This is a genomic window from Streptomyces albireticuli (assembly GCF_002192455.1).
GTDB lineage: Bacteria > Actinomycetota > Actinomycetes > Streptomycetales > Streptomycetaceae > Streptomyces > Streptomyces albireticuli_B.
This window is the reverse complement of sequence record NZ_CP021744.1, coordinates 6,739,869-6,761,868: the sequence shown is the minus strand read 5'-3', so window position 1 is coordinate 6,761,868 and position 22,000 is coordinate 6,739,869. Positions and strand designations below refer to the sequence as shown.

The following is a 22,000-nucleotide window of genomic DNA, read 5'->3' as shown; positions in this document are numbered from 1 at the left end:
GGGAGGGCGCGCCGTCTCAGTGGGCGGAGTCGGCCCGGAAGCCGCGCGGCACCAGGGCGGCCGCCAGGACGACGGCCACCGCCACGATGCCGACGGACACCCACGAGGTGGCGGTCAGGGCGTCATCGAACGCCGACCGCGCCGTCAGCAGGAGCGCCCTTCCCTCCTCGGTGTCGTGGCCGAGCGTCCGGGCCACCTGCTCGGCGCCGCCCACCGACTCACGGGCGCTCTCCAGCTCTCCGCCGCGCACGGCCTCCGGCAGGCCGGTCATCCCGGAGCGGTAGAGGGTGTTGTGGACGCTGCCGAGCAGCGCCACGCCGAAGCCGATGCCCAGTTCGTACGCGCTCTCCGACACCGCGCCCGCCTGCCCGGCCCGCTCGGGCCGGACCGCGGCCACCATCACGGCGGCGGAGGCGGTGATGGCCAGGCCGTCGCCGAGGCCGAAGGTGACGAGCGCGATCACCACGGTGCCGTAGCCCAGCGGCTGGGGCGCGGCGGCCAGCAGGACGAAGCCGCAGAGCAGGGCGGCCAGACCCGCCGTCAGCACCGGCCGGACGCCGGTGTGCCGCAGGAGCCACGGGGTCAGCAGGGCGGCGGCGAGCGCGGCGAGGGCCACCGGCAGCGTCCGCAGCCCGGCCTGGAGCGCGTCGTGGCCCTGGACGTACTGGAGCCAGAGCGAGAGCAGGAAGAGGGCGGCGCCGATGGCCATCATGGCGATCAGGGTGGCCAGCGCGGCGGCCAGGAAGGGGCGGTTGGCGAACAGCCGGACGTCCAGCAGGGGATCCGCGGCGACCAGCTGGCGGCGGACGAACCAGGTGAGCGCGGCCAGTCCGACCAGCAGGACGGCCAGGTCGGCCGGGCGGAATCCGCCGGCCAGGTGCTTGATGCCCCAGGCGGTGGCGATGACCCCGGCCACGGACAGCACGGCGGACGGCAGGTCGAGGTCGTGGTGCGACGGGCTGCGGTACTCGGGCAGCAGCAGGACGGCCGCGACGAGGGTGACGGCCACCACCGGCACGTTCACCCAGAAGGCCGCCGACCAGGAGAACGCGTCCACCAGGACGCCGCCCACCAGCGGGCCGATCGCCGCGCCGGCCCCGGCGACGGCGGCCCAGATGCCGATCGCCAGGGTGCGCTCGTGCGGGTCCGTGAAGATCGTGCGGATCAGGGACAGCGTGGAGGGCATCACCATCGCGCCGCCGATGGCGAGCAGGACCCGGCCGGCGATCAGCTGGAGGACGCTGTCGGCGAACCCCGCGGTGGCGGCGAGCACGGAGGCGGCGCCGAACAGCGCGAAGCCGGTGACGAAGAGGAGCTTCCGGCCCAGCCGGTCGCCCACCGCACCGGCGGTGACGAGCAGGCCGCCCAGCACCAGACCGTAGATGTCGATGATCCACAGCTGTTCGAGGGCGTCCGGCCGCATCTCCGTGATCAGCGACGGCAGGGCGACGTTGAGGATCGTGGCGTCCATGGCGACCAGCAGGAGGCTGGCGCAGAGGACGGCGAGCATCCCCCAGCGAGCGGAACCCACGGGTTTCGGGCCGGGAGGGCCCGCGGAGGAGACAGGGTCCACGTGGGGGAACCTAACCCGGGCCCCGGCGGCCCGCATCCCGTGGCCCGTACGGCGGCGAGCGGGACTTTTGCGCCGCTGTGGACGGCGGGGGTTCCGGTGTACGGCCGACTGGGCAGGTTGCCCCGGGGAAAGAGGAAATAGGGGGTGCCTGTGGGACGTACGGCCGAATCCGACGGCGGGGGGTGTGCCGGCGAGCTCCGGGAGCGGCCGGGCCCCGGGCGGGACGTGGTGGTCATCGGCGGCGGTGTCGCCGGGACGAGCTTCGTGGTGCAGCTGGTGCGGGAGTTACTGGGCGCACGGGACCGGGCAGGGGGCGGACGGCCTCCCTCCGGTGGCCGGATCCGGTCGGTCCGCCTGGTGGACCCCAACCCGCCGGGCTGGGGCCTGGCGTTCGGGGACCGCGACCCGCTGCTGCTGTGCAACACCGCCGCCGAGATCAACTCCCTGCTGGCGGACCGGCCGGGTGACTTCATCGACCACCTGCGCGAACAGGGCCTGGAGGCGGGCCCGCTGGACTGTGTGCCCCGGGCGCGGATGGCCGCGTACTGCCACGACCGCTTCGACCGGGCCCGCGCGCGGGCCCGGGAGCTGGGCGTCGAGGTGCGGCACGTCCGGGGGACGGCCGGGTCCGTGACCACCGGGGCCGCCGGCCACCGGGTGCGGCTCGGCGACGGCCAAGAGCTGCGGGCCGACGAGGTCGTCGTCGCCACCGGCGTCCACCGGCCGCGGGTCCCGGACGGCTTCGCCGCCTTCCAGGACCATCCCCGGTACCTGGACAGCCCGTACCCCGCCGCCCGGATCCGGCAGCGGCTGCCCGCCGGGTCGACGGTGCTGGTGCTCGGCAGCCACCAGTCGGCGATCGACGCGGCGCTGCTGCTGTGCCGCGACGGCCACCGGGTGACGCTCACCTCGCCGTCGGGCCTGCTGCCCGCGGTCCGGGTGTCGCTGGCCGCGCCGGTACGGGCGTTCCCGCCGCTGGAGCGGCTCGCCCGGCTCGACCCGGCCGACCCGCTCCTGGAGGAGCGGGTGCTGCGCTGCGCGGTGGAGTCGGTGCGGCTGCTGAGCCGGGTGCCGCTGCGCCGTCAGACGTCCCGGGCGGCCGACCCGCTCCAGCGGCTGCGGGAGGAGACCGCGCTGGTGGAGCGGGACGCCCTGTGGTGGCCGGGGATCATGGTGGCGCTGATGGAGGCCCTCATCGCCCTCGGGCCGTCGCTCCCGCCCGGCCGCACGGAGGCGCTGCTGTCCCGTTTCGCCCGGCTGACCGGCCGCTACGTCACGGCGATGACCTCCCGCAACGCCCGGCGGCTGCTGGCGCACGCCGAGTCGGGCGCGCTGCGGCTGGCCGGCTCGTACCCCGGCTTGGTGGCCTTCGAGGACGGCGCCTGGCGGGTGGAGCGCCCGGGTGCCGCGCCGGAGCGCTTCGACTACGCCGTGAACGCGACGGGCTTCCTGCCGCCGGCGCTGTGCTGGAACCACGACGGCACGGGCCTGTACCTGGACGCGCCGCCCGGCGCGCGCGCGGCCGTCGACCACCTGGAGGCGGATCTGCGGGTGCGGCGCGGGCCGGGGGCGCCGCCGGAGCGGATCTGGGTGGTGGGCGTCGGCACGCACGTCCGCGTGCCGTTCTCGAACCTGCTGGGCAATGTGGTGCGGCAGGCCGGTCAGGTGGCGCGGGAGCTGGCCGGGGCGGAGGTCCCGGTGTAGCCCCGGTACGGGCGGGCGGGCGCCGGGGGCGTCACTCCAGCAGCCCGCGCCGCATCGCCTCCGCGACGGCGGCGGCGCGGTCGGAGACGCCGAGCTTCTCGTACAGCCGCTGGGTGTGGGTCTTCACGGTGCTGGCGCCCAGATACAGCTCGGAGGCCAGCTGGGGGATGCTCTTGCCCTCGGCGAAGCCGCGCAGGACCTGCCGCTCGCGTTCGGAGAGGACGGCCGGGTCCCGGTCGGCGCGCATCCGGATCTCGTCGACGAGCCCGCCGGCCAGTTCCTCGGAGACCACCTGTTTGCCGTTCGCGACCTTCAGCACCGCGTCGACGATCTCGGACCGCTTGGCGTCCTTGGCCAGGTATCCGGCGGCGCCCTCCTGCACCGCGCGGTAGACCACGGCGGCGTCGGTGGTGGCCGACAGCAGCAGGGCGCGGGTCGGCAGGTGGTCCCGGGCGAGGGCGTGGACGACGGCGATGCCGTCCATCGTCGGGATGCGGTAGTCGATCAGGGCGACCTGGGGCGTGAGCTCACGGATCAGCTCCAGGGCCTCGGCGCCGTCCCCGACCTCGGCGAGCACCTCGATCCGCCCGCTGAGCTGGAGCCCGCGGGCGATGCCCTCGCGGTAGACCGGGTGGTCGTCCGCCACCACGACCGTCACCCGCGCTCCGGAATCCGTCACAGGAATCGTCCTCCCGTACTGGTCCTGGCATCCACGATAGGCCGGGCGGGGCACGCCGACCGCCCGGCGGCCTCCGGCGGCCTCCCCCGATCGGCGGAGGCGGGGTCGCCCGTCGGGTCGGCCGAAGGCGGGATCCCCGAGGCACGCACCGGCACCTAACCTCGAAGGCGAAAGGTAGCAAAAGCGGACGAAACGCAGCTCTCTGAAGAGCGCGCCCGGAGAAAGGCGGAGGTCATGTCGGAGGTCGTACAGCGCGTGGTGGTCGGTGTGGACGGCTCGAAGGAGAGCGTCTCCGCCCTGCGGCAGGCCGCCCAGGAAGCCGAGCGGCACGACGCGGCCCTGTGCCCGGTGATCGCCTGGGTGCCGCCGGGCGGCGAGGCCGCCGACGCCATGTACCCGGCGCCCGCGGACGTCCGCGCGCAATGGGAGCGGACCGCCCGCGACCGCCTGATGACCGCGTGCGACCAGGCCCTCGGCGCGGACGCCCGCCGCCTGGTGGTCCGCCCGAGGGTGGTCCGGGCGCAGCCCGGCCCGGCGCTGGTCGCGTGCGCGCGCCGGGACACGGACATGCTGGTGATGGGCGCGGGACGGCACGGCTCGGTGCACCGCCTGCTCTTCGGCTCGGTGAGCCGGCACTGCCTGCGGCACGCGCGGTGCCCGGTGCTGGTCGTCCACCCGGACGAGGAGAAGTAGGCCCCGCCGGGGCACCGGACGGGCCGGAACGGGGTCCCCTGGGCTTGCGGCGAAAGGCTGGGCCGCGCGTGGGCCGGGGCCAGGGTGCCGGAGGGAAGGTCCCCGTCACTCTCGTCGGACACGACGGGCGGGCAGGCTCTCGCGGGACCGGCCCGGCGGCGCTCGGGGCCAAGGCGCCAGGGGAGGTCCCCCACCACACGTATCAGACGCGGCGGGGGCGGGCAGGGAACCTCAGCGCAAGCGCGCCAGGTCCCGCGCGACCCCCGTCAGCCACGCCTCCGCGTCCGCGACCAGCAGCGCGTCCGCCCCCGTGACCCCGGCCGGCAGCCCCGCCACGTGCCGCAGCGGCGACGACTCCGCCGCCGGACACGGCGCCTCGGCGCCCGGGGGCGCCGCGCCTCCCGGCCCGTCCCCGGCCCGCAGGGCCGCCGCGGCGCGCCGGGTCCCGTCCGCCACCCGCCCGGCCAGCGCGGCCAGCTCCCCCGCCGCCGCCTCCGGCAGCGGCCCGGTCCCCCTCCCGTGCCGCCCCGTCAGCAGCAGTTCCCCGCCGTGCACCAGGTCGTAGCCCGTGGCGAGGGCGGCCCCCCACGGCGGCTCCGCCGCGTGGCGCCGTCCGGCGCGTTCCATCCGGTGCTGGAGGTACGAGGCCTCCGCGAGCAGCATCGCCTGGCGGGCGGCCCGCAGCGGGGCACGGGAGGTCCGGCCGTCGCCGAGCAGCGCGATGACCGTGCGGCAGGCGGCGGCCCCCTCGGTGAGGAAGGCCGTCACGTCGCGGCGCAGCTCGCCGTGCCCGCCGTGGGGCCAGGCGAGCAGGCTGGCCAGGGCGCCGACGGCCCCGCCGATGAGCACGTCGACGAGCCGCACCCCGGAGAGCGACCACTCGGGGGTGACGAACTGCGTGAACGCGAGGACGAAGGTGAGGCTGAAGACGGCCTGCGTCGCGGCGGGCCCGAGCGGCGGGGCCACCGTGAAGCCGACGAGGATGACGACGGGCATGAGCGCCGCGTAGACGGCGGGCACGTCCCCGACCAGGCCGAGCAGGACGGCGGCGGCCACCGCGCCGGCGAGCGTGCCGACGAAGGCGGGGCCCAGGGTGGCGCGGGTGTCCGCGGCCGAGGTCCGCATCATGCTGAGGGTCGCCAGCAGCACCCAGAAGCCGTGCGAGAGGTCGAGGCCGCCGACGAGCAGCCGGGCGGCGGCCAGGGCGACGGCGATCCGCAGGGCGTTCTGGAGGTGCACCGAGTGCGGGGTGAGGTGCAGGCGCAGCCGGCACCACCACAGGACGGGCGCGGGCGTCGTGGCGTAGCCGAAGAAGCCGGCGCGGTCGTCGGCCGGGCGCTCGCCGAGGACGATCCGGGTGGCCTTCCCCGCCAGCAGGGCGGCGACGGCCGCCGCGCGGGCGACCGCGTCCTGCCGCAGCCGGGCGGCCGGGGCACCGGGCACGGTGCCGGCGCGGGCGGCGTCGAACGCGGCGAGGGCCGCGGGCAGGGTCCCGGGCCGCTCCGGGAGGATGCCGGCGCGCAGGGCGCCTGCGGCGGCCCGCAGGCCGTCCTCGGTGTGCCGCAGCAGGGACACGGTGGCGGGGGCGGCCGGGTGGGGCGCGGCGGCGTCGGTGAACAGCCGGTCGAGCTGGTCGGAGGCCTGCCGCAGGAGCGCGCGGACGTGGTTGAGGGCGTGGTCGTGGGCCGAGGGGGAGGCGGGGCGCTCCGCCGTGGGCACCCGGGACAGCCGGGCGGCTTCCACGGCTCGTTCGGCGGGCTCGCGGGTGGTGTCGGGGCCGTCCGCGCCGGCCGCGAGGCGGTCGGCGGCGGCCCGGCCGCGGTCCGCGACGGCCGCCGCCGCGTCCGCGAGGCGGATCCGGTACGGGACCGGGTCGGGGTCCGGGAACAGCAGGCGCTCGGCCAGGGCGGCGAGCACGATGCCGAGGGTGAGCCCGGCGAGCCGGGAGTCCAGGGTGTCCGGGGCGTAGGGCGGGAAGCAGGGGAGCACGTAGAAGAGCTGGAAGGCGGTGGCCAGGCCGGCCACCCTGGGGCCGCCTACCCCGCAGTAGGAGATGGCGAAGCCGACGACGAACATGCCGCAGGCGGCGGCCCAGGAGCGGACGGCGAGGAGGGTGCCGGCGGTGACGAGCACCCAGCCGACCGGCAGCGCGCCCAGCAGGGTGCGGGTCCGCTCCCGGGCGTCGCCCGGCACCTCGCAGAACATGGCCAGGGGCAGGGCGCCGAAGAGGGAGTAGAGGGCCATGACGTCGTCGCCGGTGACGTAGCGGAAGACGTAGAAGCCGGGGCAGCCCGCGACGAGCACCCACAGGGCGCGGCGCGCGGCGCGGCGCGTGTCCGCGCGCCCGAGGAACCGGCGGAGACGCGCGGTCACGGCCATGGGCGGCGAGCGGGGCGCGGGTACGGAGGAGCTGGGCGGATCATGGTGATTCCTCACGTTAGGTGAACGGCGGCGGGCCGCAACCCGGGGGCGGCCGGGCGCCGGGGCCTCCGGAGGTGCCCCGGAATCGGATATTTACGGGCGGGAGCCGCTCCCGTGCCAGGTGCTCCGAATCCCCGCCCGCAAATATCCGGCAGCATTCCGGGGCACCCCCTGCGGCCCCGTCGCCCTCCGTCGTCGTTCGGCCCCGCGCCGGTGTCCCGGCAGTTGCCGGCGCACGGCCCGGGCGGTACGAACCCGGGCGGTACGAACCCGGGAAGGCGGCCCGGGCGGCGCGCCCGTGCCCGGCCCGTCACGGCGCCGACGTCGGCCGCGCCCCCGGAGCGGCCTCCGACGGCAGCCGGACCTCGGCCGTCGTGCCGTCGGGCCCGCTGTCGACGGAGAACCGGCCGCCCGCGCTCTCCACCCGCACATAGTGGCTGGCCAGGCCGATGTGCCCCTCCTTGAGGCGGCGCTGGACGACACCCGGGTCGAACCCGGTGCCGTCGTCCCGGACGGTCAGGACGGTCTCGTCCGCGTCGACGGCGAGCCGGATCCACACCTGGGACGCGTGGGCGTGCTTGACGACGTTGCTCAGCAGCTCCCGGGCCGCCGAGTAGAGCAGGGCCTCGTGGCCGACGCGGCCGGGCAGCCGCAGGTCGTAGTGGACGGTGAAGCCGCCGCGCCGGGCGAACCGCTCCCCCGCCGCCTCCAGCGCGGCGGCCAGGCCCGCCGCGGCCAGGATCTGCGGATGCAGATCGAAGATGATCTCCCGCATCTCGGTGACGGTCCTGCGCACCTCGGTCTGCGCGCGGCGCAGCGCGGCCGACCCGCCCTCCGGCCCGGAACCCGCCTCCACCTCCTCGACCTCCTCCAGGTCGTGGAGGGCCGCGAGCAGCGTCTGGACGGCGCCGTCGTGCAGCGCGTCCGCGAGGTCCGCGCGCTCACGGGTCTCGGCGGCGAGCGCGTCGTCGAGCAGCAGCTCACGGGTGTCGAGCAGGTCCGAGACGGTCCGCGTGCGGCGGCCCAGCAGCATCGCGATCAGGGTGCACACGCCCATGATCCACAGCACGTACACCTCGTCCACGACGACCGGCCAGCTCTCCTCCTCGTTGTCGGCCAGGAGGTGCGGCAGCGACATGGCGGCGTACGCCGCCATGCAGACGACGCCGAGCGCGGCGGTCATCCTGGGCATCTGCCACAGGACGCTGGCGAGGGGCCAGATGAAGTAGGCGTAGCGGACCGGCGAGTCCTGGCCGCCCGCCGTGACCGCGAGGCCGGTGATGATCAGGAGGTCGACGACGAGGGCCGCCACCGCGCTGCCCACCGAGGTGACCGGCCGCCGGTACACCCACACCAGTCGGGCCAGCGACCAGACCAGATAGACGCCGAGCAGCGCGTCGAACCACTCGCGGTGGAAATAGTCGGCCGAGGGGTTCTGTCCCGCCATGAACAAAGGGACGAAGAACGGCAGCCGGCTCCAGGCGACATAGCGCGAGGACTGCGCGATCATCTCGCCGAGCTGCTGCTCACGCCACCGGGTGGTCATCGGTTCCGACGTTAACCGCGGGGGGCTCCCGGCGCCCCGCCGCGGGCCGATCGGTGGAGGGCTTTTCCCCCGCCCGGTGGACCGGTCGGGGGACGCCCCGGGAAAGGGCCGCCGCCTAGCGTGGAAATCGGCCGTCCGGCACCCGGCGGGAGGGCCGCCGACGGTAAAACGCGGGAACGGAAAGCGGAGCGGAAAGGGGAAAGGGAAATGGGGAACGCAGTACGACGTGTCGTGGTCGGGGTCGACGGATCGGACGGCAGCCTGGAGGCCCTGCGCAGGGCCGCCGGGGAGGCCCGCCGGCACCTCGCCCGGCTGCGCCCGGTCCTCGTCCACTCCTCCCCCGAGGGCGACTACACCGACCTGATGTGGCCGCCGGATCCTGAAATGGCCCGGGAGCTGGACGACCGGGCGCGGGCCACCCTGACGGACGCCTGCGAGCGTGCCCTGGGCGGCCTCCCCGGCGATCTGCGCTGCGAGCCGGTGGTGGCCCGCGGGCAGGTGGGCCCGCTGCTGGTGGCGGCCGCGTGCCGGGAGGGCGACCTGCTCGTGGTGGGCGGCGGCTCGCACGGCGCGGTGCACCGCTTCGTGATGGGGTCGGTGAGCCGCTACTGCCTGCGGCACGCGCCCTGCCCCGTGCTGGTCGTCCCGCCCGCAGCGGCCGGGCACGACCGGCGCCGGGCCCGTCCGGAGCTCTGTCTCAGCAGTTCAGCGGGTAAGGGATGACGTGCGTCGTGGGACCCGTGTTGCGGCACAGGCGGTAACCCTGGGCCTTGAGGTCGGCGACGATGCCGGGCAGGGCCTCGGGGAAGTGGCTGAAGAGATGGCCCAGGACGACACCGCTCCGCTTGTCCGCGGCCGGGGCGTCGCGCACGGTCGCGCGGAGCGCCGCCGTACCGGGGAAGGTCCCGTCGGGCCCCTCCCAGTCCCGGGTGTCGACCGTCCATGTGCAGATGCGGTAGCCGAGCTCCTGGGCGAGACGGGTCTCCCGGTCGCCGAAGTCGCCGTAGGGCGGGCGCAGCAGGGTGCTGTCCACGCCGCGCCGGATCTCGGCACGGGCCTCCCGCTCGGAGAGCTGCCGCAGGTGGGGGTGGGAATAGGTGTGGTTGCCGACCCAGTGGCCCTGGGCGTGCAGGGCCGCGGCGACCTTCGGGTAGCGGGAGGCGTAGGAGTTGACGAGGAAGAACGCGGCGCGGATGCCCTGGCGCTGGAGGGATCTGCCCACGGTGACGGCGCGGTCGTTGTCGCCGTAGGACCAGTCGTCCAGGGTCAGCAGCACCCGGCCGGAGGTGTTGCCGCACCGGTGGTGGTCGTAGCCCGCGGGGGCCTTCGGCTTCGCCGTCGCCGCCGTCGCGGGGCCCGCCGCCGGGACGAGGGCCAGGACCAGGGCGGCCAGCGCCGAGGCGAGCGGGGACCGGGCGCGCTTGCGGGAACCGGGCATACGGAACTCCTCCTGTGGTCGCCGTCGGGCTCCGATCATCCTGGGGTCCGCGCGGTGCCGCCAGCCGTACGGGCGAGTCGGGCGAGCGGCTCCCGCCGGGGCGCGGTGCGGGAGGGAACGCGCCCGGCCCCTCTCTCCCGGCCTGCCGAGGCCGGCCGTACGCCCGTACGGCGGCGGCCGGTGACACCACGTGGAGCGGGCCGCGCCCGGGCGGCCGGCGCGGCGTGAGATGGGCCACGTCCGCGGGGTGCCGCCGGACCGTCATCGGCCGTCGCCACCAGCGGCATTGCGCCTGGGGCAAGAATGCCTTGACCGCGGCGCATTGGAACCGGGGACGGCGGGCGCCGAGGATCCGGGCCATGAACAGCGACCTGAGGAACTTCAGCCACCTGGACCTGCTGGCCGTCGTGAGCCAGAGCGGCCCGACCGTCACCTTCTTCGACGCCGCCACCCATGAGCGGCTCGCCGTGCTCGATGTCCCCGCCCAGCCCCACGAGTTGTGCTTCGACCCCGCCCGGCGGCGGCTGTACTGCGCCGGCACCTACGTCTCCGGCTACTACCACGCCCACCAGGGGCGGGCCCGCGACCTCACCGTCATCGACGTGGACACCCTGGAGACCGTCGCGGTCGTCGACCTGGCGCCGGACCACGCCCCGCACGGGCTCGCCCTGGACGGCGCGCGGAACCGGCTGTACGTGAGCGTGGAGGCGACGGACACCGAGCCGGGCGGTGTGGTGGTGCTCGACGCGGGGACCCTGGAGCGGATCGACCGGATCCCGGTGATGGCCGACGGGCCGCACTGGTTCGCGGTCTCGCCCGACGGGCGGCGCGGCTGGTCCACCAACAAGGAGGCGCCGTTCGTGTCCGTGCTCGACCTGGAGCGTGACGAGTTCGCCGGGCGGATCCCCGTGCCGGGGAGCGAGGGGCTCGCGGTCTCGCCGGACGGCCGGTATGTGCATGTGGCCGCGCCCAAGGGCGACTTCGGCTCGGCGCCCGTCGCGCGACCGGGCGTCCGGGTGATCGAGGCGGCCACCGGTGAGGTGGTGCGGACGCTGCCCACCGAGGGCATCGTCTTCCCCGTGCACACCACGGCGACCGGCCTGGTGCTGGCGGGCGAGCTGCGGGTGGCGCCGGGCGGGAGCGCCTTGGGCGCGCAGACCGACGGGGTGCTCACGGTCTTCGCGCCGGAGACCTTCGAGGTCGTCGGCCAGGTGCCGGTCGGCCGGTTCCCGCTGACGATCGCGTCCTCGCCGGACGGCGCGACGGGCTATGTCGCGAACGTCGTGTCGAGCACCGTGACCGTCGTCGACCTGCGGGAGATGCGTGTGGTCACCACGCTGGAGGTCGAGCGGGCCGGCGAGGCGGGCGCGCACGGCATGGCGTACATCCCGGCGGCCCGCTGACGGGCCCACCACCCGGGGGCCCGGCGGCGGGCCCCCGGGAGCCTCACTCCATGGCGTCGACGTAGACCCAGGCGCCGTCCACCCGCGCGAAGCGGCTGTTCTCGTGCTGGGAGCCCTCCTCGCCCCGCACCGTGTAGTGGGCGCGGAACTCGACGGTGCCCTCCGTGTGGAACGGCGTGCCGTCCGTCGTCCCGAGGATCTCCAGCCGGGTCCAGCGCAGCCGCGGGTCGAAGTCGATCTCTTCCGGGCGGGTCGAGGGGTGCCAGCTGCGGAGCAGATAGGCGGCGTCGTGGACGGCGAACGCGCTGAAGCGCGAGCGCATCAGCCGCTCCGCCGTGGAGGCCGTCCGCACCCCCCGGTGGAGGCCGCCGCAGCAGTCACCGTAGGTGGCTTCGAGGCCGCAGGGGCAGGGCGAGGTTTCCGTGACGGCGGCCGGTCGCGGGCGTGGGCTGTTCTTTCTGGACACCCTCCGATTGTGCCCGCTCCGCCCCGCCGCCTCCGCCCGGGGGCGCGGCGGGGCGGAAGACGGCGGAAGACGGCAGGGGGCGGCGGGGCCCCGGACGGGAACGGCTCCGTCCGGCCCGTTCAGCAGGGCTGCCGCCAGGAGTCCAGCTCCAGCTTCTTGCGCATCGAGCTGAGGCCGAGTTTCCCGGCCGTGCCGCAGAATTCGCCCGGCTTCAGCTCGTACTCGACATGGAAAACCGCCTTCCGGTTCTCTGTGAAGGGGGCGAGCCGCCCGCATTCGTCGTACTGCGCGCACTGCTCGTTCACGGCGAAGTCGAAGTCCCGGACCAGCTCCGGGATCTGGTCGAGGTCGTTCTTCAGGCCGATGGCCAGGCCGCGCTCATGGGCGAGCCGCGCGAGCATCCGGTTGAACGCGAGCTGGTGGGCGCCCGTCAGCGGGAAGCCCGTGCGGTTGCGGTAGCCCTCGGTGAGGTCCGGCTCGACGGCGTCGAAGCCCTTCTTCCGGCACATGTCGAACCGGGCCGCCATGATCGGCCGGAGCTCGTCCAGACGGCGGATGTCCAGCCACTTCTCGCCGTCCCAGCCCTTGTTGTTCGCCCCCAGCAGCCCCTTCGGGAACGCGTCGTGGTCGGGCCGGAAGTCCTCCCAGGCACCGGCGTTGATGTAACAGATCACCTTCCGGCCGTCGGCGTGCAGCCGGGCGACGGTCTCGGCGGAGTTCTCGAACCCGTCGATGTCGTAGACGGGGACGTCCACGCCGGTGTCGACCTTCCCGTCGAGCTGCCACTGCCAGCGGGTGCCGGGACGGGGCTGCCAGCGGCCGGCCCGGTCCGGCTCCGTGGAGCCGGAGGAGGAAGGAGCGGCCGGGCCCGACGGGGCGGCCGGGGGCGAGCCGGAGGGCGTACGGCCCGGGGCCGGCGTGCGTCCCCCCGCCGAAGGCGGTGCCGAGCCCCCGGCCGAGGGCGTACGGTCCGGCTCCGGCTGCTCGGGCTCCCCGGAGTCCGTGGCGGAGCAGCCCGCGAGGAGCAGCAGCGCGGCCACCGCCCAGGCTCCCCGCCCTCGTCGACGTGTCGCGCTCACCGCGCACCTTCCCTTTCCGGCGTGGCCGCCGGTGCTCTGTCCGTCGCTGTTCCCGGTGTTTCCGGTGTTTCCGGTGTTCCCGGTGTTCCCGGTGTTGTCGCTGTTTCCGGTGCTGTCGGTGCTCCCGGTGTTCCGGGTGCCGGCCCCGGAGCGGTCTCCCGTGCCGCTCCCGGATCCGTCCGCGCGGCCCCCGGCACGCTCCGCCACGGGTTGGCGCCCGTCCCCGGCACCGCGCAGTGCACCGCCGCGCCCCGCCGCTCGGCGGTGCGGGCGACCAGAGCGGTGTGCTCCTCCGGCACCCCGTGGACGAGGTGGCAGAAGCGCTCCGGCGGATGGTCGGCGGTCCAGGCGGGGACGCCGGCGCTCCGGTACGTCTCCCAGTCGCCCTCGAAGGTGACGAGGACGTCGGCCAGGTGGGCGTAGCCCGGGTCGGGGTGGGTGCCGGGGTTGAGGACGGCGGTGCCCGCGCCCAGCGCCCGGGCCAGCCGGACCAGGCGGCGGTAGTACGGCAGCGACCCGGGGCCGGCCGCCGCCTGGTCGAGGAAGACGCCGTCGACGCCGTACCACTTGCGGTGCCGGCGGACGTCGCCGGCGACCTCGCGGGCCGGGCGGTGTCCGTAGGCGGTGTCGACGTAGCCGAGTACGGGCACGCCCGCGCCCCGCAGCCCGGCCGCGGCCGCGGCGAACGCCGGGTCGGGGAGCCGGCCCGGCCCGTCGGCGGCGTTGAGCACCACACCGCGGAGCCGGGGCGCGACGGCCGGCAGCGCGGCCCACGCGCCGGGGTCGGTCGCCGGGTGGACGTAGAGGGGCACGAGCAGACCGCCGCGCCGCCGGGCTCCGGCGGCCGGGGCCGGGCGGATCACCGCGCGCGCCCGTCGGACCCGGCCAGGGTCTCGGCCCAGAGGTCGGCGAGGGACTCGGCGAGCGGCCGGGCCGGGGTCCAGCCCAGGGTGCGGGCCGTGAGGGCGAGGTCCGCCCGCTGCCAGGGCACGGCGGCGGAGCGCGGTGAGCCGTCGCCGTCCTCCTCCAGCCGGCCGTCGAAGCCGGCCGCGGCGACGAGCCCCCGGGCGAGCTCCCGGACGGGCCGGGCGGTGCCGCTGCCGACGTTGAGGACGGGGGGCAGCGGGCCGGGCGCGGTGACGGCGCGGGCGACGGCCTCGCCCACGTCGCGGGCGTCGACGAAGTCGCGGTGCGCGGAGAGGTCACCGACCCGCACCCGGCCGCCGGGGCCGGCGGCGCGCAGCTCGGCGGCGAGCCGGCCGGGCAGGGATCCGCGCGGCGCGCCGGGGCCGACGGGGTTGAAGACCCGCAGGACGACGGCGTCGAGGCCGGATCCGGTCACCGCCATGGTGCCGGCCAGTTTGGAGACACCGTAGAGGCCGAGCGGCCGTGCGGGGCCGGTCTCGGCGGCGGGCCGTTCGCCGTCGGCCGCGCCGTACTCCGCGGCGGAGCCGAGGTGGACGAGGCGGGCCCCGGGGGCCGCCTCGGACAGGGCGTCGCAGAGGGCCGCGGGGCCCTTGGCGTTGACGCCGATGAGGGTCGTGGCGCCGCCGCCGACCGCGCCGGCGCAGTTGACGACGGCGTGCGGGGCGGCCGCGCGGACCGCGGTGGCCAGCTGGGCCGGGTCGGCGGTGAGGTCGAGGGGCGGGCCGGACGCCGGGGTGCGGCCGCCGACGATCACCCGCGCGCCCGGGAGGGCGCGCAGGCTCTCGACGGCGTGCCGGCCCAGGAAGCCGGTGGCGCCCAGGACGAGGATGCGCATGCGGGCCGGTCACGCTCCCTTGATCAGCATGTCGCGGTGCAGGGAGAATTCCTTGTTGGCCCGGTCGTAGTCGTCGGGACGGCCGATGTCGAGCCAGTAGCCGTCGAATTCGTAGGCGTGCGGCGGGGTCCGGTCCTCCAGCATGTCCAGCACGAGCTCGTCGAAGCCCAGCGGCAGGCCCGGGGTGTAGCGGGACAGCGCCGAGCGGGAGACGCCGTAGACGCCCATGGAGACGCGGTAGTCGATGCTGGGCTTCTCGGCGAAGCCGACGACCCGGCCGGAGTCGGTGGTCAGCACCCCGAAGTCGATGCTGACCTGCCGGGCGTACGTGGCGATGGTCAGCGGCGCCCCGGAGGTCACGTGCGAGCGGTACACGTCGCCGAAGTCCAGGTCGGTGAGGATGTCGCCGTTCATCGCCAGGAAGTGCTCGGGCAGTCTGTCGAGCATGGTGAGGAGGGGGCCCATGGTGCCCAGCGGGCTCTCCTCGGTGGTGTAGTCCACCTTCATGCCCCACTGGGAGCCGTCGCCGACGTAGGCGCGGATGATGTGGCCGAGGTGGCCGATGGCCAGGGTGCAGCTGGTGAAGCCCGCCCCGGCCAGCTGGCGCATCACGATCTCCAGGATCGCGTGCTCCTCGCCGATGGGCACCAGGGGCTTGGGGAGCGCGGTCGTGTACGGGCGGAGCCGGACGCCCTTGCCTCCGGCAAGTATGACTACGTGCATGATGCCGTCCTCTCTGCGTGGGTGACGTGACGGGCGAGCGGTGCCCTCGCGTCAGACGTTGTAGATGCCGGCCTTGTACCGGGCGAGGTTGTTCGGGTCGCGGAAGAAGTCGACGGTGCGCGCGAGGCCGGTCTCCAGGGTGTGGGCGGGGGCCCAGCCGGTGGCGGCGCGCAGCCGCGAGGCGTCGCAGACCAGCCGCATCACCTCGGAGGCGGCGGGCCGGACGCGCTCCTCGTCGGAGCGGACGTCGAGCTCGGCGTCCATGATCTTGCCGATCAGGGAGACGAGGTCACCGATGGAGATCTCCTCGCCGGTACCGGAGTTGAAGGTGCGGCCGACGACGGCGTCGGCGGGGGCGGTGCCGACGGCGAGGAAGGCCGCCACGGTGTCCGCGACGTAGCTGAAGTCCCGGGTGGGGCGCAGGTCCCCGAGGGTGATGACGCGCTCTCCGGCGGCGACCTGTCCGATGACGGTGGGGATGACCGCGCGCATGGACTGGCGGGGGCCGAAGGTGTTGAAGGGGCGCAGGGTGACCACGGGGACGCCGAAGCTGGCGTGGTAGCTGTCGGCGAGGCGGTCGCCGCCGGCCTTGGAGGCGGCGTACGGCGACTGGGTGTTGATGGGGTGGTCCTCGGAGATCGGGACGGTCTGCGCGGTGCCGTAGGTCTCGCTGGTGGAGGTGTGCACCAGGCGGGGTATGCCGAGGTGGCGCACGGCTTCGAGGACGTTGAGGGTGCCCGTGACGTTGGTCTCCACATAGCTGTGCGGGGCACGGTAGGAGTAGGGGATCGCGATGAGCGCGGCGAGGTGGTAGACGGCCTCGGTGCCGGTCACCAGCCCCTGGACGGAGCCGGGGTCGCGGACGTCGCCGAGGACGACGTCGACGTGGGACATCACCTCGTCGGAGAGCGACTCCAGCCAGCCGTAGGACGAGAAGGAGTTGTACTGCACCATGGCGCGGACCTGGTGGCCGGCGGCGACGAGCGCCTCGACCAGGTGCGAGCCGATGAATCCTTCGGCGCCGGTGACGGCTACGGGTGCGGTTGCGGGCATGGCGGATCTCCCTCGGGGACGGAACGGCGAGCGGGTGGTGCCGTGATGACGGGACGTCAGCGGTGGGTCGTCAGCCGGCCCAGCAGGGCGGTGGCGACGGTGAGCAGGGCGAGCGCGGCGCCCGTGCAGACCAGGAGCTGGACGGTGGCCGGTGTGGAGATCCGCAGGGCGAGCGCGGCCGACTCGGCGCCCGCGGCGGCCAGACACAGGGCGGCCGGGGTCCATGCGACACCGAACGCCTGGAGCAGCAGCCCGGTCCACAGGACCGCCCCGAGCGCCAGCAGGGCGATGAGCCGCGGGGCGGTCAAGGGTGGGCCATCCTTCCACAACAGCGCGGTGGCGAACGCCAGAACGGTGAGCGCGGCGAGATATCCGGCCACGCACAGGGCGAGCACCCGGACGGCCCCCAGCAGCATGCCGCGGGTGGTCGTGGCGCGGGCGAGCGCCTTCAGGGCGGTGCCCCGGCAGCGGTAGAGCAGCCATTCCGCCGCTCCCATGCTGAGGGTGAGCGCGATGACGGCGGCGCCGGCGGTGGCCGCTCCCGGGCTGCGGCGCAGCACGTCGCCGAGTGCGGCGAGGGTCGTCAGGACGCCGCAGCCCAGGCCGAACAGGCCGTACGGGAGCGAGGCGAGGGGCGACGGGGCGGCGCCCGGTGCCCCGTCCTCGCGGGTGCGCAGGATCTGGTGGGCGGCCACGCCGAGGACACCGCCGAGGGTGCCGAGCAGCAGCAGGACGCGGAGGGCGGACGGTGACTGGAAGAAGAGGAGCAGGATTCCCCCGGCGGCGGTGGGCGCCAGGGTGAGCAGCAGCAGCCGCTCGCGGCCGAGGACGAGCAGCACGGTGGCCGCCGCCAGGTAGAGCGCCTGGCCGGCCGCGAAGCAGGTGGTGCCCACGGGGCTCGCCGGGCCGGGCGCGAGGAGCGCGGCGGCGGTGGCGAGGAGCGCGCCGAGGGGCGCGCCCAGGCGCAGGCAGCGGCCGGCCGCCGGGCGGCCGCCCGCCGCGAGGCGGACGTACGCCCGGTGGGCGAGGCCCTGGTTCCAGGCCCAGGCGAACAGGGCGGAGGAGACCAGGCCGGCGGTGCCCGCGGGCAGGCCGTAGCCGTCGCGGGCCCCGGTCATCAGCGGTGCGCCCAGCGAGTAGCCGAAGCCGGGCAGGGTGAAGACCAGGGCCCGGAGGGCGAAGCGGCCGGGGTGCGCCTTCCAGGGGTCGGCGCGGGGGGCGGGTTCGGGGTGGCTGCGGGGCACCCGGGCGTAGAGCTCGGCGGCCAGTTCGAAGGCGTCGGAGCGGCCGTAGCGCTCGGTGATCTGCTCACCGGTGAGGCCGTCGGCCTCCAGGACGGCCGCGATCTCGTCGGGGTGCACGGCCGCCGCGCACACCTCGGCGAGTTCCTCGGCCAGTTGGTCGACGGGGTCGGCCGCCCAGCGCGGCCGGGGTCTCGGGCGGGCCGGGCCGGCCGTGGCCGCGAGGTCGTGGGCGGGTTCGGGTTCGTCCGGTACGAGGCGCAGTAAGCCGCTCATCCCGCACCGCCCGCGGCCATGGCCATGACGGGCACGGCCTCCTGCTGCTGTTCCAGGGCGCGCTGCCGGCGGCGCCAGGGGCGCTCGACGGACGGCTGCCGGGTGCGGACGTCGAGGTCGCGGTAGATGTCGCGGAAGGCGCTGATCGTCTGGCGGAGGGTGAACTGCTCGATCACCCGGAGCCGGGCCGACTCCCCCATCCGGGCCCGCAGTCCGGCGTCCCGCAGCAGGGTGAGGGCGGCCTCCGCCATGCTCTGGGGATCCCGGGGCGGTACGACCAGGCCGCTGTCGCCGACGGCCTCGCGGACCCCGCCCACATCGGTGGAAACGGTGGCGCGGCCGCACGACATGGCCTCGATCAGGGTGAACGGGAAGCCCTCGCTGATGCTGGAGAGCATCACGACGTTGCCGGCGGCGTAGGCGTCCCGGATGTCCTCGACGCGGCCCTCGAAGACGACGGCCTCGGCCACCCCCAGCTCGGCGGCGAGCTTCTCGCAGGCCGTACGGTAGCCCTCGCCGCCGCGCGGGGTGCCGCCGAAGAGCCGCAGCCGCGCGGCGGGGATCTCGGCCCGTACGAGCGCGAAGGCGCGGATCAGCGTCTCCAGGCCCTTGATGGGGTCGACGCGCCCGGCCCAGCTGAGCGTCGGGGTCTCCGGCTCCGGTCCGGCGGGCGGGAAGGCGGCCGGGTCGACGCCGTTGTAGACGGTCCGGATCCGGTCGGGCGGGGTGCCGCCGTGCTCCTCCCAGCGCCGGTTGTAGCGGTTGCCGGGGGTGACGAGCGAGGCGACCCGGTAGCTCTCCACGGCGAGCAGCCGGAACAGCCCCAGCATCAGCGCCTTGACGGGCCAGCGGTAGGGCTCGGCGCGGAAGCCGAGGTAGCGCTCGCGGAGGTAGATGCCGTGTTCGGTGAGGAGGAAGGGGGTGCCGTGGCGGTGGTGGGCGATCAGGCCGGGCAGCGCGGCCAGCCCCCCGCTCACCGCGTGGGTGACCCCTTCGGCGGGCGGGTCGGCGGCGAGCGGGCGCAGCGCGTGTTCCAGCAGGTCGGTGGCGAGCAGGGCGTCGTGGAGGGTGGGGCGCGCGCCGGCGGTGGCGAGGCCGGGGCGGTTCCACACCCGGACGAGGGTGCGGGCCGCGGCCTCGCCGCGCAGGGCCGGCGCGAGGGTGCCGGCCGCGGCGTACTCGGCCAGCCGGTAGAAGGTCCTCGGGAAGTGGTGCTCGTGCGCCGGGTCGAGGAGGGTCAGCAGGAAGAGCTCGTAGGCGGTGAGCAGGGCCCGCAGCTGCTTGCCGCGCGGGGCGCGGCCGCCCGGCGGCGGGCCCCACAGCGGGTGGCATGCCACGCTCCGGACGTGCGGCGGGAGGTCCCAGGCGAGCTGTTCCCGCCCGGTGCCCGTCACCGCGATGACCCGGAAGTCGACGTCGGGCATGCCCTGGACCAGCTGGTCGCACCACACGCTCACTCCGCCGTGGCTGTGCGGATAGGTCCCCTCGGTGAGCAGGGTCACCGAGGGAGTGTCGATTGCTGTCTCGGCAAGCGGTCCGTGCATGAAAATTCGGTTCTCTCCAGAGAGTGCGCGGCTCGATGCGGTGCTGCCGGTCAGCGGCGTGCGGTGTGCGCGGCGTCGGCGGGCCCGTAGGGGACGCGGTGGGCGACGCCCTCGGGGACCGAGAGGGCGGCGGCCGGTGCCTGGACGCGGGCGGCGGTGGCGCCGGGGGTGTGCGCGGCGGAGACGGCGGCGCCGGGCAGGGTGAAGGTGGCCGGGGCCTGGGTGCCGGCGGTGGTCCAGCCGGAGCGGGCGCCCGCGTAGGCGTCGCCGAAGGCGGAGCCCGATCCGTTCGGACCGGTCTGCACGGTGCCCTCGGGCAGGGTGGCGGCGGCCTGCGTCCCGTCGGGCGCGCTGATGGTGACGGCGTTGCCGATCCGGTAGGCGGTGACCTTGCCGGCGGCGACCGCGGCCTGCCAGGCGGCGCGCTTGCCCATCTCCGTGCCGATGTCCCGCATGCGGAGGTTGACCAGCGGGGTGTTGTCGGCGAAGAGGCCGTTGTAGTCGGCGAGGACCTTCTCCAGGACGGCGTAGCCGATGCGCTCCTCGGAGAGGTTGGACTGGTGCATGAAGTGCGGGCGCGGGTCGTTGGCGAGGACGTGGCCGAGGGCGATGCGGGACTCGAGCGGCGCGATGTAGGAGGCGAAGCCGGTCTTCGTGTCGAGCGGGGCCTTCAGGCAGGTGGTCGTCTCGGGGAACTTCTCGCAGGTGCCGCTGCCGCCGTCGGCCTTCTTGGTGTAGAGCCAGTTGTACTCGTCGGTCTGCTCGGCCGCGGTGCCGACGTTGTAGTAGACGTTCATGGGGTAGCGGGGCACGGTCAGCGCGGAACCGATGGCGCGCTGCCGCCGCTCGCGGGAGTTGTCGCTGGCGATCCAGCGGACGCCGCTCTGGCCGAGTACGGGCGCGAGCTCGGGGTTGTCCTCGGTCTGCTGGGGCAGGGTGCGCAGGCCGGAGTGCTCGCCGGTGACGAGCTCGTCCTTGTCGTGGACGAGTCCCTGCTTGGCCGCCCAGGCGGCGTTGCCGTCGATCTCGCCGCCGATCTTCAGACGGCTGACCCAGCGGGTCCGGCCGAGGAGGTCGGTGGCGCACTTCCAGGGCACGACGGAGGTGTTCTGCTCGCAGCCGAGGAAGGCGTGCGTGAAGGTGTGGTTGATCCAGCGGTAGGACTTCTGGTCGGCGACGAGCTGCTGGAGCAGCGGGTCGGCCGCGCCGCCGTGCTCCGCCCGGTACTCCTCGCTGCCGACGCCGTTGTAGGCGAGGTCCAGGGTGAGGTTGTGGCTCTGGGACCACTGCTTGGCGTACTGCGCGTCGGCGGCCTTCATCCGGATCGCGGGGCTCTCCGGGTTGGGGTTGCCGGGGCAGTCGACGTCGCCGGGGGTGCACTTGAGCTTGGTGTCCCAGCGGTCGTCCGCCGCGAAGACGTCGTCGACGTGGACGCCGAAGTAGTTGCGGGCGGCACCGAGGTGGGTGCCCCGGGTCAGCCACTCCACGATGCCGCGCGAGACCAGCCGGAACTGCGTCTGGTACTGGTTGGCGACGAAGGTGACGACGAGCTCGCTGCGCCCGTCGTGGGTGTACTCGCCGATCAGGGAGCCGCGGGCGCTGCCGCCCGGGACGGGGGCGTCGAGGAAGCTGGTGTAGGTGGCGCCGTCGGCCTGCTTCTCCAGTGGGGTGGCCAGATATCCGTAACTCTCGTTGACAGCGGTGTCGTTGTCCTCGAAGGGAACGTTTTTCCTCAGATAGCCGAACGGTCCCGCCGCGCCGGCGGAGGTCACCTGCGCGGACTTGCCGTCCAGGGGTCCGCTGTAGCCGCCGTCCGCGGGGGTGTTGAGCCCGACGGCCGGGCGGGCGTAGGTGTAGGCGTCGACCTGCCGGATCCCGAAGCGCTTCTCGTAGGAGGCGAGGGCCGCCATCTCGGGCGAACCGGCCCCGAAGGGGTTGTCGTTGGGTAACACCACGCCCTGGAATTTGGCGCGCGGTCTGCCGTCGGCCGTGTCGCTCAGGAACGCCTCGTCGATCCGCGGGCGTCCCGCCTCGGTGAGGTCCACCTGGGTGAACGGTGTGCCGGCCTCCGCGAGTTCGGCGCGGATCGCCTCGGTGGCCGGGCCGCCGTCGTCGACGACGAGCAGGCGCAGGTCGATCCTCGGCGTGGTGTCGGCGGCATGGGCGCCGCCGGCCGGAACGGCCACGGTGAGCAGGACGCCGGCGGCCCACGCCGCGGCAAGACGGGTCGTACGACCCATAGCTTTCTCCCCCCAGAACGGCCCCGCGCACGCGTGCGCCGCCGTCCGGTCATGACGTGTACGCGCAGCACCGGGACCCGGTACCGACCCGCACATCGAATGGTCCCCAAAGGCACGGCCCCCACCCGCGGTCGCACCTCCCCGGCGACCGCCGCTCCT

At 75.1% G+C, this 22,000-nt stretch carries 18 protein-coding genes; 4 read left to right on the top strand and 14 right to left on the bottom strand.

Features of this window, described 5'->3' with window-relative positions; all coding sequences use genetic code 11:
* Positions 1-16 precede the first annotated feature (16 nt).
* Positions 17-1,531, bottom strand: a complete 1,515-nt coding sequence (locus tag SMD11_RS29280) for an MFS transporter (protein WP_234366205.1) — start codon at positions 1,529-1,531, stop codon at positions 17-19.
* A 186-nt stretch (positions 1,532-1,717) separates the two neighbouring features.
* Here SMD11_RS29280 and SMD11_RS29275 point away from each other — a divergent pair, with 186 nt between their 5' ends.
* Positions 1,718-3,277 carry an FAD/NAD(P)-binding protein gene (locus SMD11_RS29275; RefSeq protein ID WP_087929302.1) on the top strand — a complete coding sequence of 520 codons (1,560 nt, stop codon included), beginning with the start codon at positions 1,718-1,720 and terminating at the stop codon, positions 3,275-3,277.
* A gap of 31 nt (positions 3,278-3,308) precedes the next feature.
* On the opposite strand, the gene SMD11_RS29270 is transcribed toward SMD11_RS29275, so the two are convergent.
* Complete coding sequence (locus SMD11_RS29270) at positions 3,309-3,956, bottom strand: response regulator transcription factor (protein WP_087929301.1); 648 nt, start codon at positions 3,954-3,956, stop codon at positions 3,309-3,311.
* 234 nt (positions 3,957-4,190) lie between these two features.
* Here SMD11_RS29270 and SMD11_RS29265 point away from each other — a divergent pair, with 234 nt between their 5' ends.
* Positions 4,191-4,649, top strand: a complete 459-nt coding sequence (locus tag SMD11_RS29265; protein WP_087929300.1) for a universal stress protein — start codon at positions 4,191-4,193, stop codon at positions 4,647-4,649.
* Between the two features lie 231 nt (positions 4,650-4,880).
* Here SMD11_RS29265 and SMD11_RS29260 read toward each other — a convergent pair whose 3' ends face one another.
* Complete coding sequence (locus SMD11_RS29260; RefSeq protein ID WP_159395374.1) at positions 4,881-7,022, bottom strand: FUSC family protein; 2,142 nt, start codon at positions 7,020-7,022, stop codon at positions 4,881-4,883.
* Positions 7,023-7,380: 358 nt separating this feature from the next.
* A complete protein-coding gene (locus SMD11_RS29255) occupies positions 7,381-8,616 on the bottom strand; it encodes a sensor histidine kinase (RefSeq protein WP_087929298.1) in 1,236 nt (411 codons plus the stop codon).
* Between the two features lie 207 nt (positions 8,617-8,823).
* On the opposite strand from SMD11_RS29255, the gene SMD11_RS29250 reads away from it, so the two are divergent.
* Positions 8,824-9,339: a universal stress protein gene (locus SMD11_RS29250; RefSeq protein ID WP_087929297.1), complete on the top strand. Its 516-nt coding sequence runs from the start codon at positions 8,824-8,826 to the stop codon at positions 9,337-9,339.
* Here SMD11_RS29250 and SMD11_RS29245 read toward each other — a convergent pair.
* Positions 9,314-10,054 carry a polysaccharide deacetylase family protein gene (locus tag SMD11_RS29245; protein WP_159395373.1) on the bottom strand — a complete coding sequence of 247 codons (741 nt, stop codon included), beginning with the start codon at positions 10,052-10,054 and terminating at the stop codon, positions 9,314-9,316. The genes SMD11_RS29250 and SMD11_RS29245 overlap by 26 nt on opposite strands.
* A gap of 359 nt (positions 10,055-10,413) precedes the next feature.
* Here SMD11_RS29245 and SMD11_RS29240 point away from each other — a divergent pair, with 359 nt between their 5' ends.
* Entirely contained in the window at positions 10,414-11,457 is a 1,044-nt protein-coding gene (locus tag SMD11_RS29240; protein WP_087929295.1) for a YncE family protein, read from the top strand.
* A gap of 43 nt (positions 11,458-11,500) precedes the next feature.
* Here the strand turns inward: SMD11_RS29240 and SMD11_RS29235 are convergent, their stop codons facing one another.
* From SMD11_RS29235 to SMD11_RS29195, 9 genes are all read right to left on the bottom strand, one after another.
* Positions 11,501-11,923 (bottom strand): YchJ family protein, encoded by a 423-nt coding sequence (locus SMD11_RS29235; RefSeq protein WP_087929294.1) that lies wholly within the window; start codon positions 11,921-11,923, stop codon positions 11,501-11,503.
* 119 nt (positions 11,924-12,042) lie between these two features.
* Positions 12,043-13,002 carry an endo alpha-1,4 polygalactosaminidase gene (locus SMD11_RS29230; RefSeq protein ID WP_087929293.1) on the bottom strand — a complete coding sequence of 320 codons (960 nt, stop codon included), beginning with the start codon at positions 13,000-13,002 and terminating at the stop codon, positions 12,043-12,045.
* The gene (locus SMD11_RS29225) at positions 12,999-13,865 is read right to left on the bottom strand and encodes a spherulation-specific family 4 protein (RefSeq protein WP_418952489.1); all 867 of its coding nucleotides are present in this window, start codon (positions 13,863-13,865) and stop codon (positions 12,999-13,001) included. Before SMD11_RS29225 ends, SMD11_RS29230 begins: the two co-directional genes overlap by 4 nt.
* Complete coding sequence (locus tag SMD11_RS29220; RefSeq protein WP_087929292.1) at positions 13,862-14,764, bottom strand: NAD-dependent epimerase/dehydratase family protein; 903 nt, start codon at positions 14,762-14,764, stop codon at positions 13,862-13,864. Before SMD11_RS29220 ends, SMD11_RS29225 begins: the two co-directional genes overlap by 4 nt.
* A gap of 9 nt (positions 14,765-14,773) precedes the next feature.
* Positions 14,774-15,487 carry a nucleotidyltransferase family protein gene (locus SMD11_RS29215; protein ID WP_087929291.1) on the bottom strand — a complete coding sequence of 238 codons (714 nt, stop codon included), beginning with the start codon at positions 15,485-15,487 and terminating at the stop codon, positions 14,774-14,776.
* A 51-nt stretch (positions 15,488-15,538) separates the two neighbouring features.
* Positions 15,539-16,540: an SDR family NAD(P)-dependent oxidoreductase gene (locus tag SMD11_RS29210; protein WP_087929290.1), complete on the bottom strand. Its 1,002-nt coding sequence runs from the start codon at positions 16,538-16,540 to the stop codon at positions 15,539-15,541.
* A 56-nt stretch (positions 16,541-16,596) separates the two neighbouring features.
* The gene (locus SMD11_RS29205; protein ID WP_159395372.1) at positions 16,597-18,057 is read right to left on the bottom strand and encodes a hypothetical protein; all 1,461 of its coding nucleotides are present in this window, start codon (positions 18,055-18,057) and stop codon (positions 16,597-16,599) included.
* Positions 18,054-19,601, bottom strand: a complete 1,548-nt coding sequence (gene pelF / locus SMD11_RS29200; protein WP_087929289.1) for a GT4 family glycosyltransferase PelF — start codon at positions 19,599-19,601, stop codon at positions 18,054-18,056. The genes SMD11_RS29205 and pelF overlap by 4 nt, the downstream gene beginning before the upstream one ends.
* Positions 19,602-19,651: 50 nt before the next feature.
* The gene (locus SMD11_RS29195) at positions 19,652-21,841 is read right to left on the bottom strand and encodes a hypothetical protein (protein ID WP_087929288.1); all 2,190 of its coding nucleotides are present in this window, start codon (positions 21,839-21,841) and stop codon (positions 19,652-19,654) included.
* Positions 21,842-22,000 lie beyond the last annotated feature (159 nt).

Coding starts and splice junctions, on each gene's coding strand:
- SMD11_RS29205 (WP_159395372.1), bottom strand. CDS start 18,057: ATGAGCGGCTTACTGCGCCTCGTACCGGACGAACCCGAACCCGCCCAC.
- pelF (WP_087929289.1), bottom strand. CDS start 19,601: ATGCACGGACCGCTTGCCGAGACAGCAATCGACACTCCCTCGGTGACC.
- SMD11_RS29255 (WP_087929298.1), bottom strand. CDS start 8,616: ATGACCACCCGGTGGCGTGAGCAGCAGCTCGGCGAGATGATCGCGCAG.
- SMD11_RS29240 (WP_087929295.1), top strand. CDS start 10,414: ATGAACAGCGACCTGAGGAACTTCAGCCACCTGGACCTGCTGGCCGTC.
- SMD11_RS29215 (WP_087929291.1), bottom strand. CDS start 15,487: ATGCACGTAGTCATACTTGCCGGAGGCAAGGGCGTCCGGCTCCGCCCG.
- SMD11_RS29250 (WP_087929297.1), top strand. CDS start 8,824: ATGGGGAACGCAGTACGACGTGTCGTGGTCGGGGTCGACGGATCGGAC.
- SMD11_RS29220 (WP_087929292.1), bottom strand. CDS start 14,764: ATGCGCATCCTCGTCCTGGGCGCCACCGGCTTCCTGGGCCGGCACGCC.
- SMD11_RS29245 (WP_159395373.1), bottom strand. CDS start 10,054: ATGCCCGGTTCCCGCAAGCGCGCCCGGTCCCCGCTCGCCTCGGCGCTG.
- SMD11_RS29210 (WP_087929290.1), bottom strand. CDS start 16,540: ATGCCCGCAACCGCACCCGTAGCCGTCACCGGCGCCGAAGGATTCATC.
- SMD11_RS29265 (WP_087929300.1), top strand. CDS start 4,191: ATGTCGGAGGTCGTACAGCGCGTGGTGGTCGGTGTGGACGGCTCGAAG.
- SMD11_RS29195 (WP_087929288.1), bottom strand. CDS start 21,841: ATGGGTCGTACGACCCGTCTTGCCGCGGCGTGGGCCGCCGGCGTCCTG.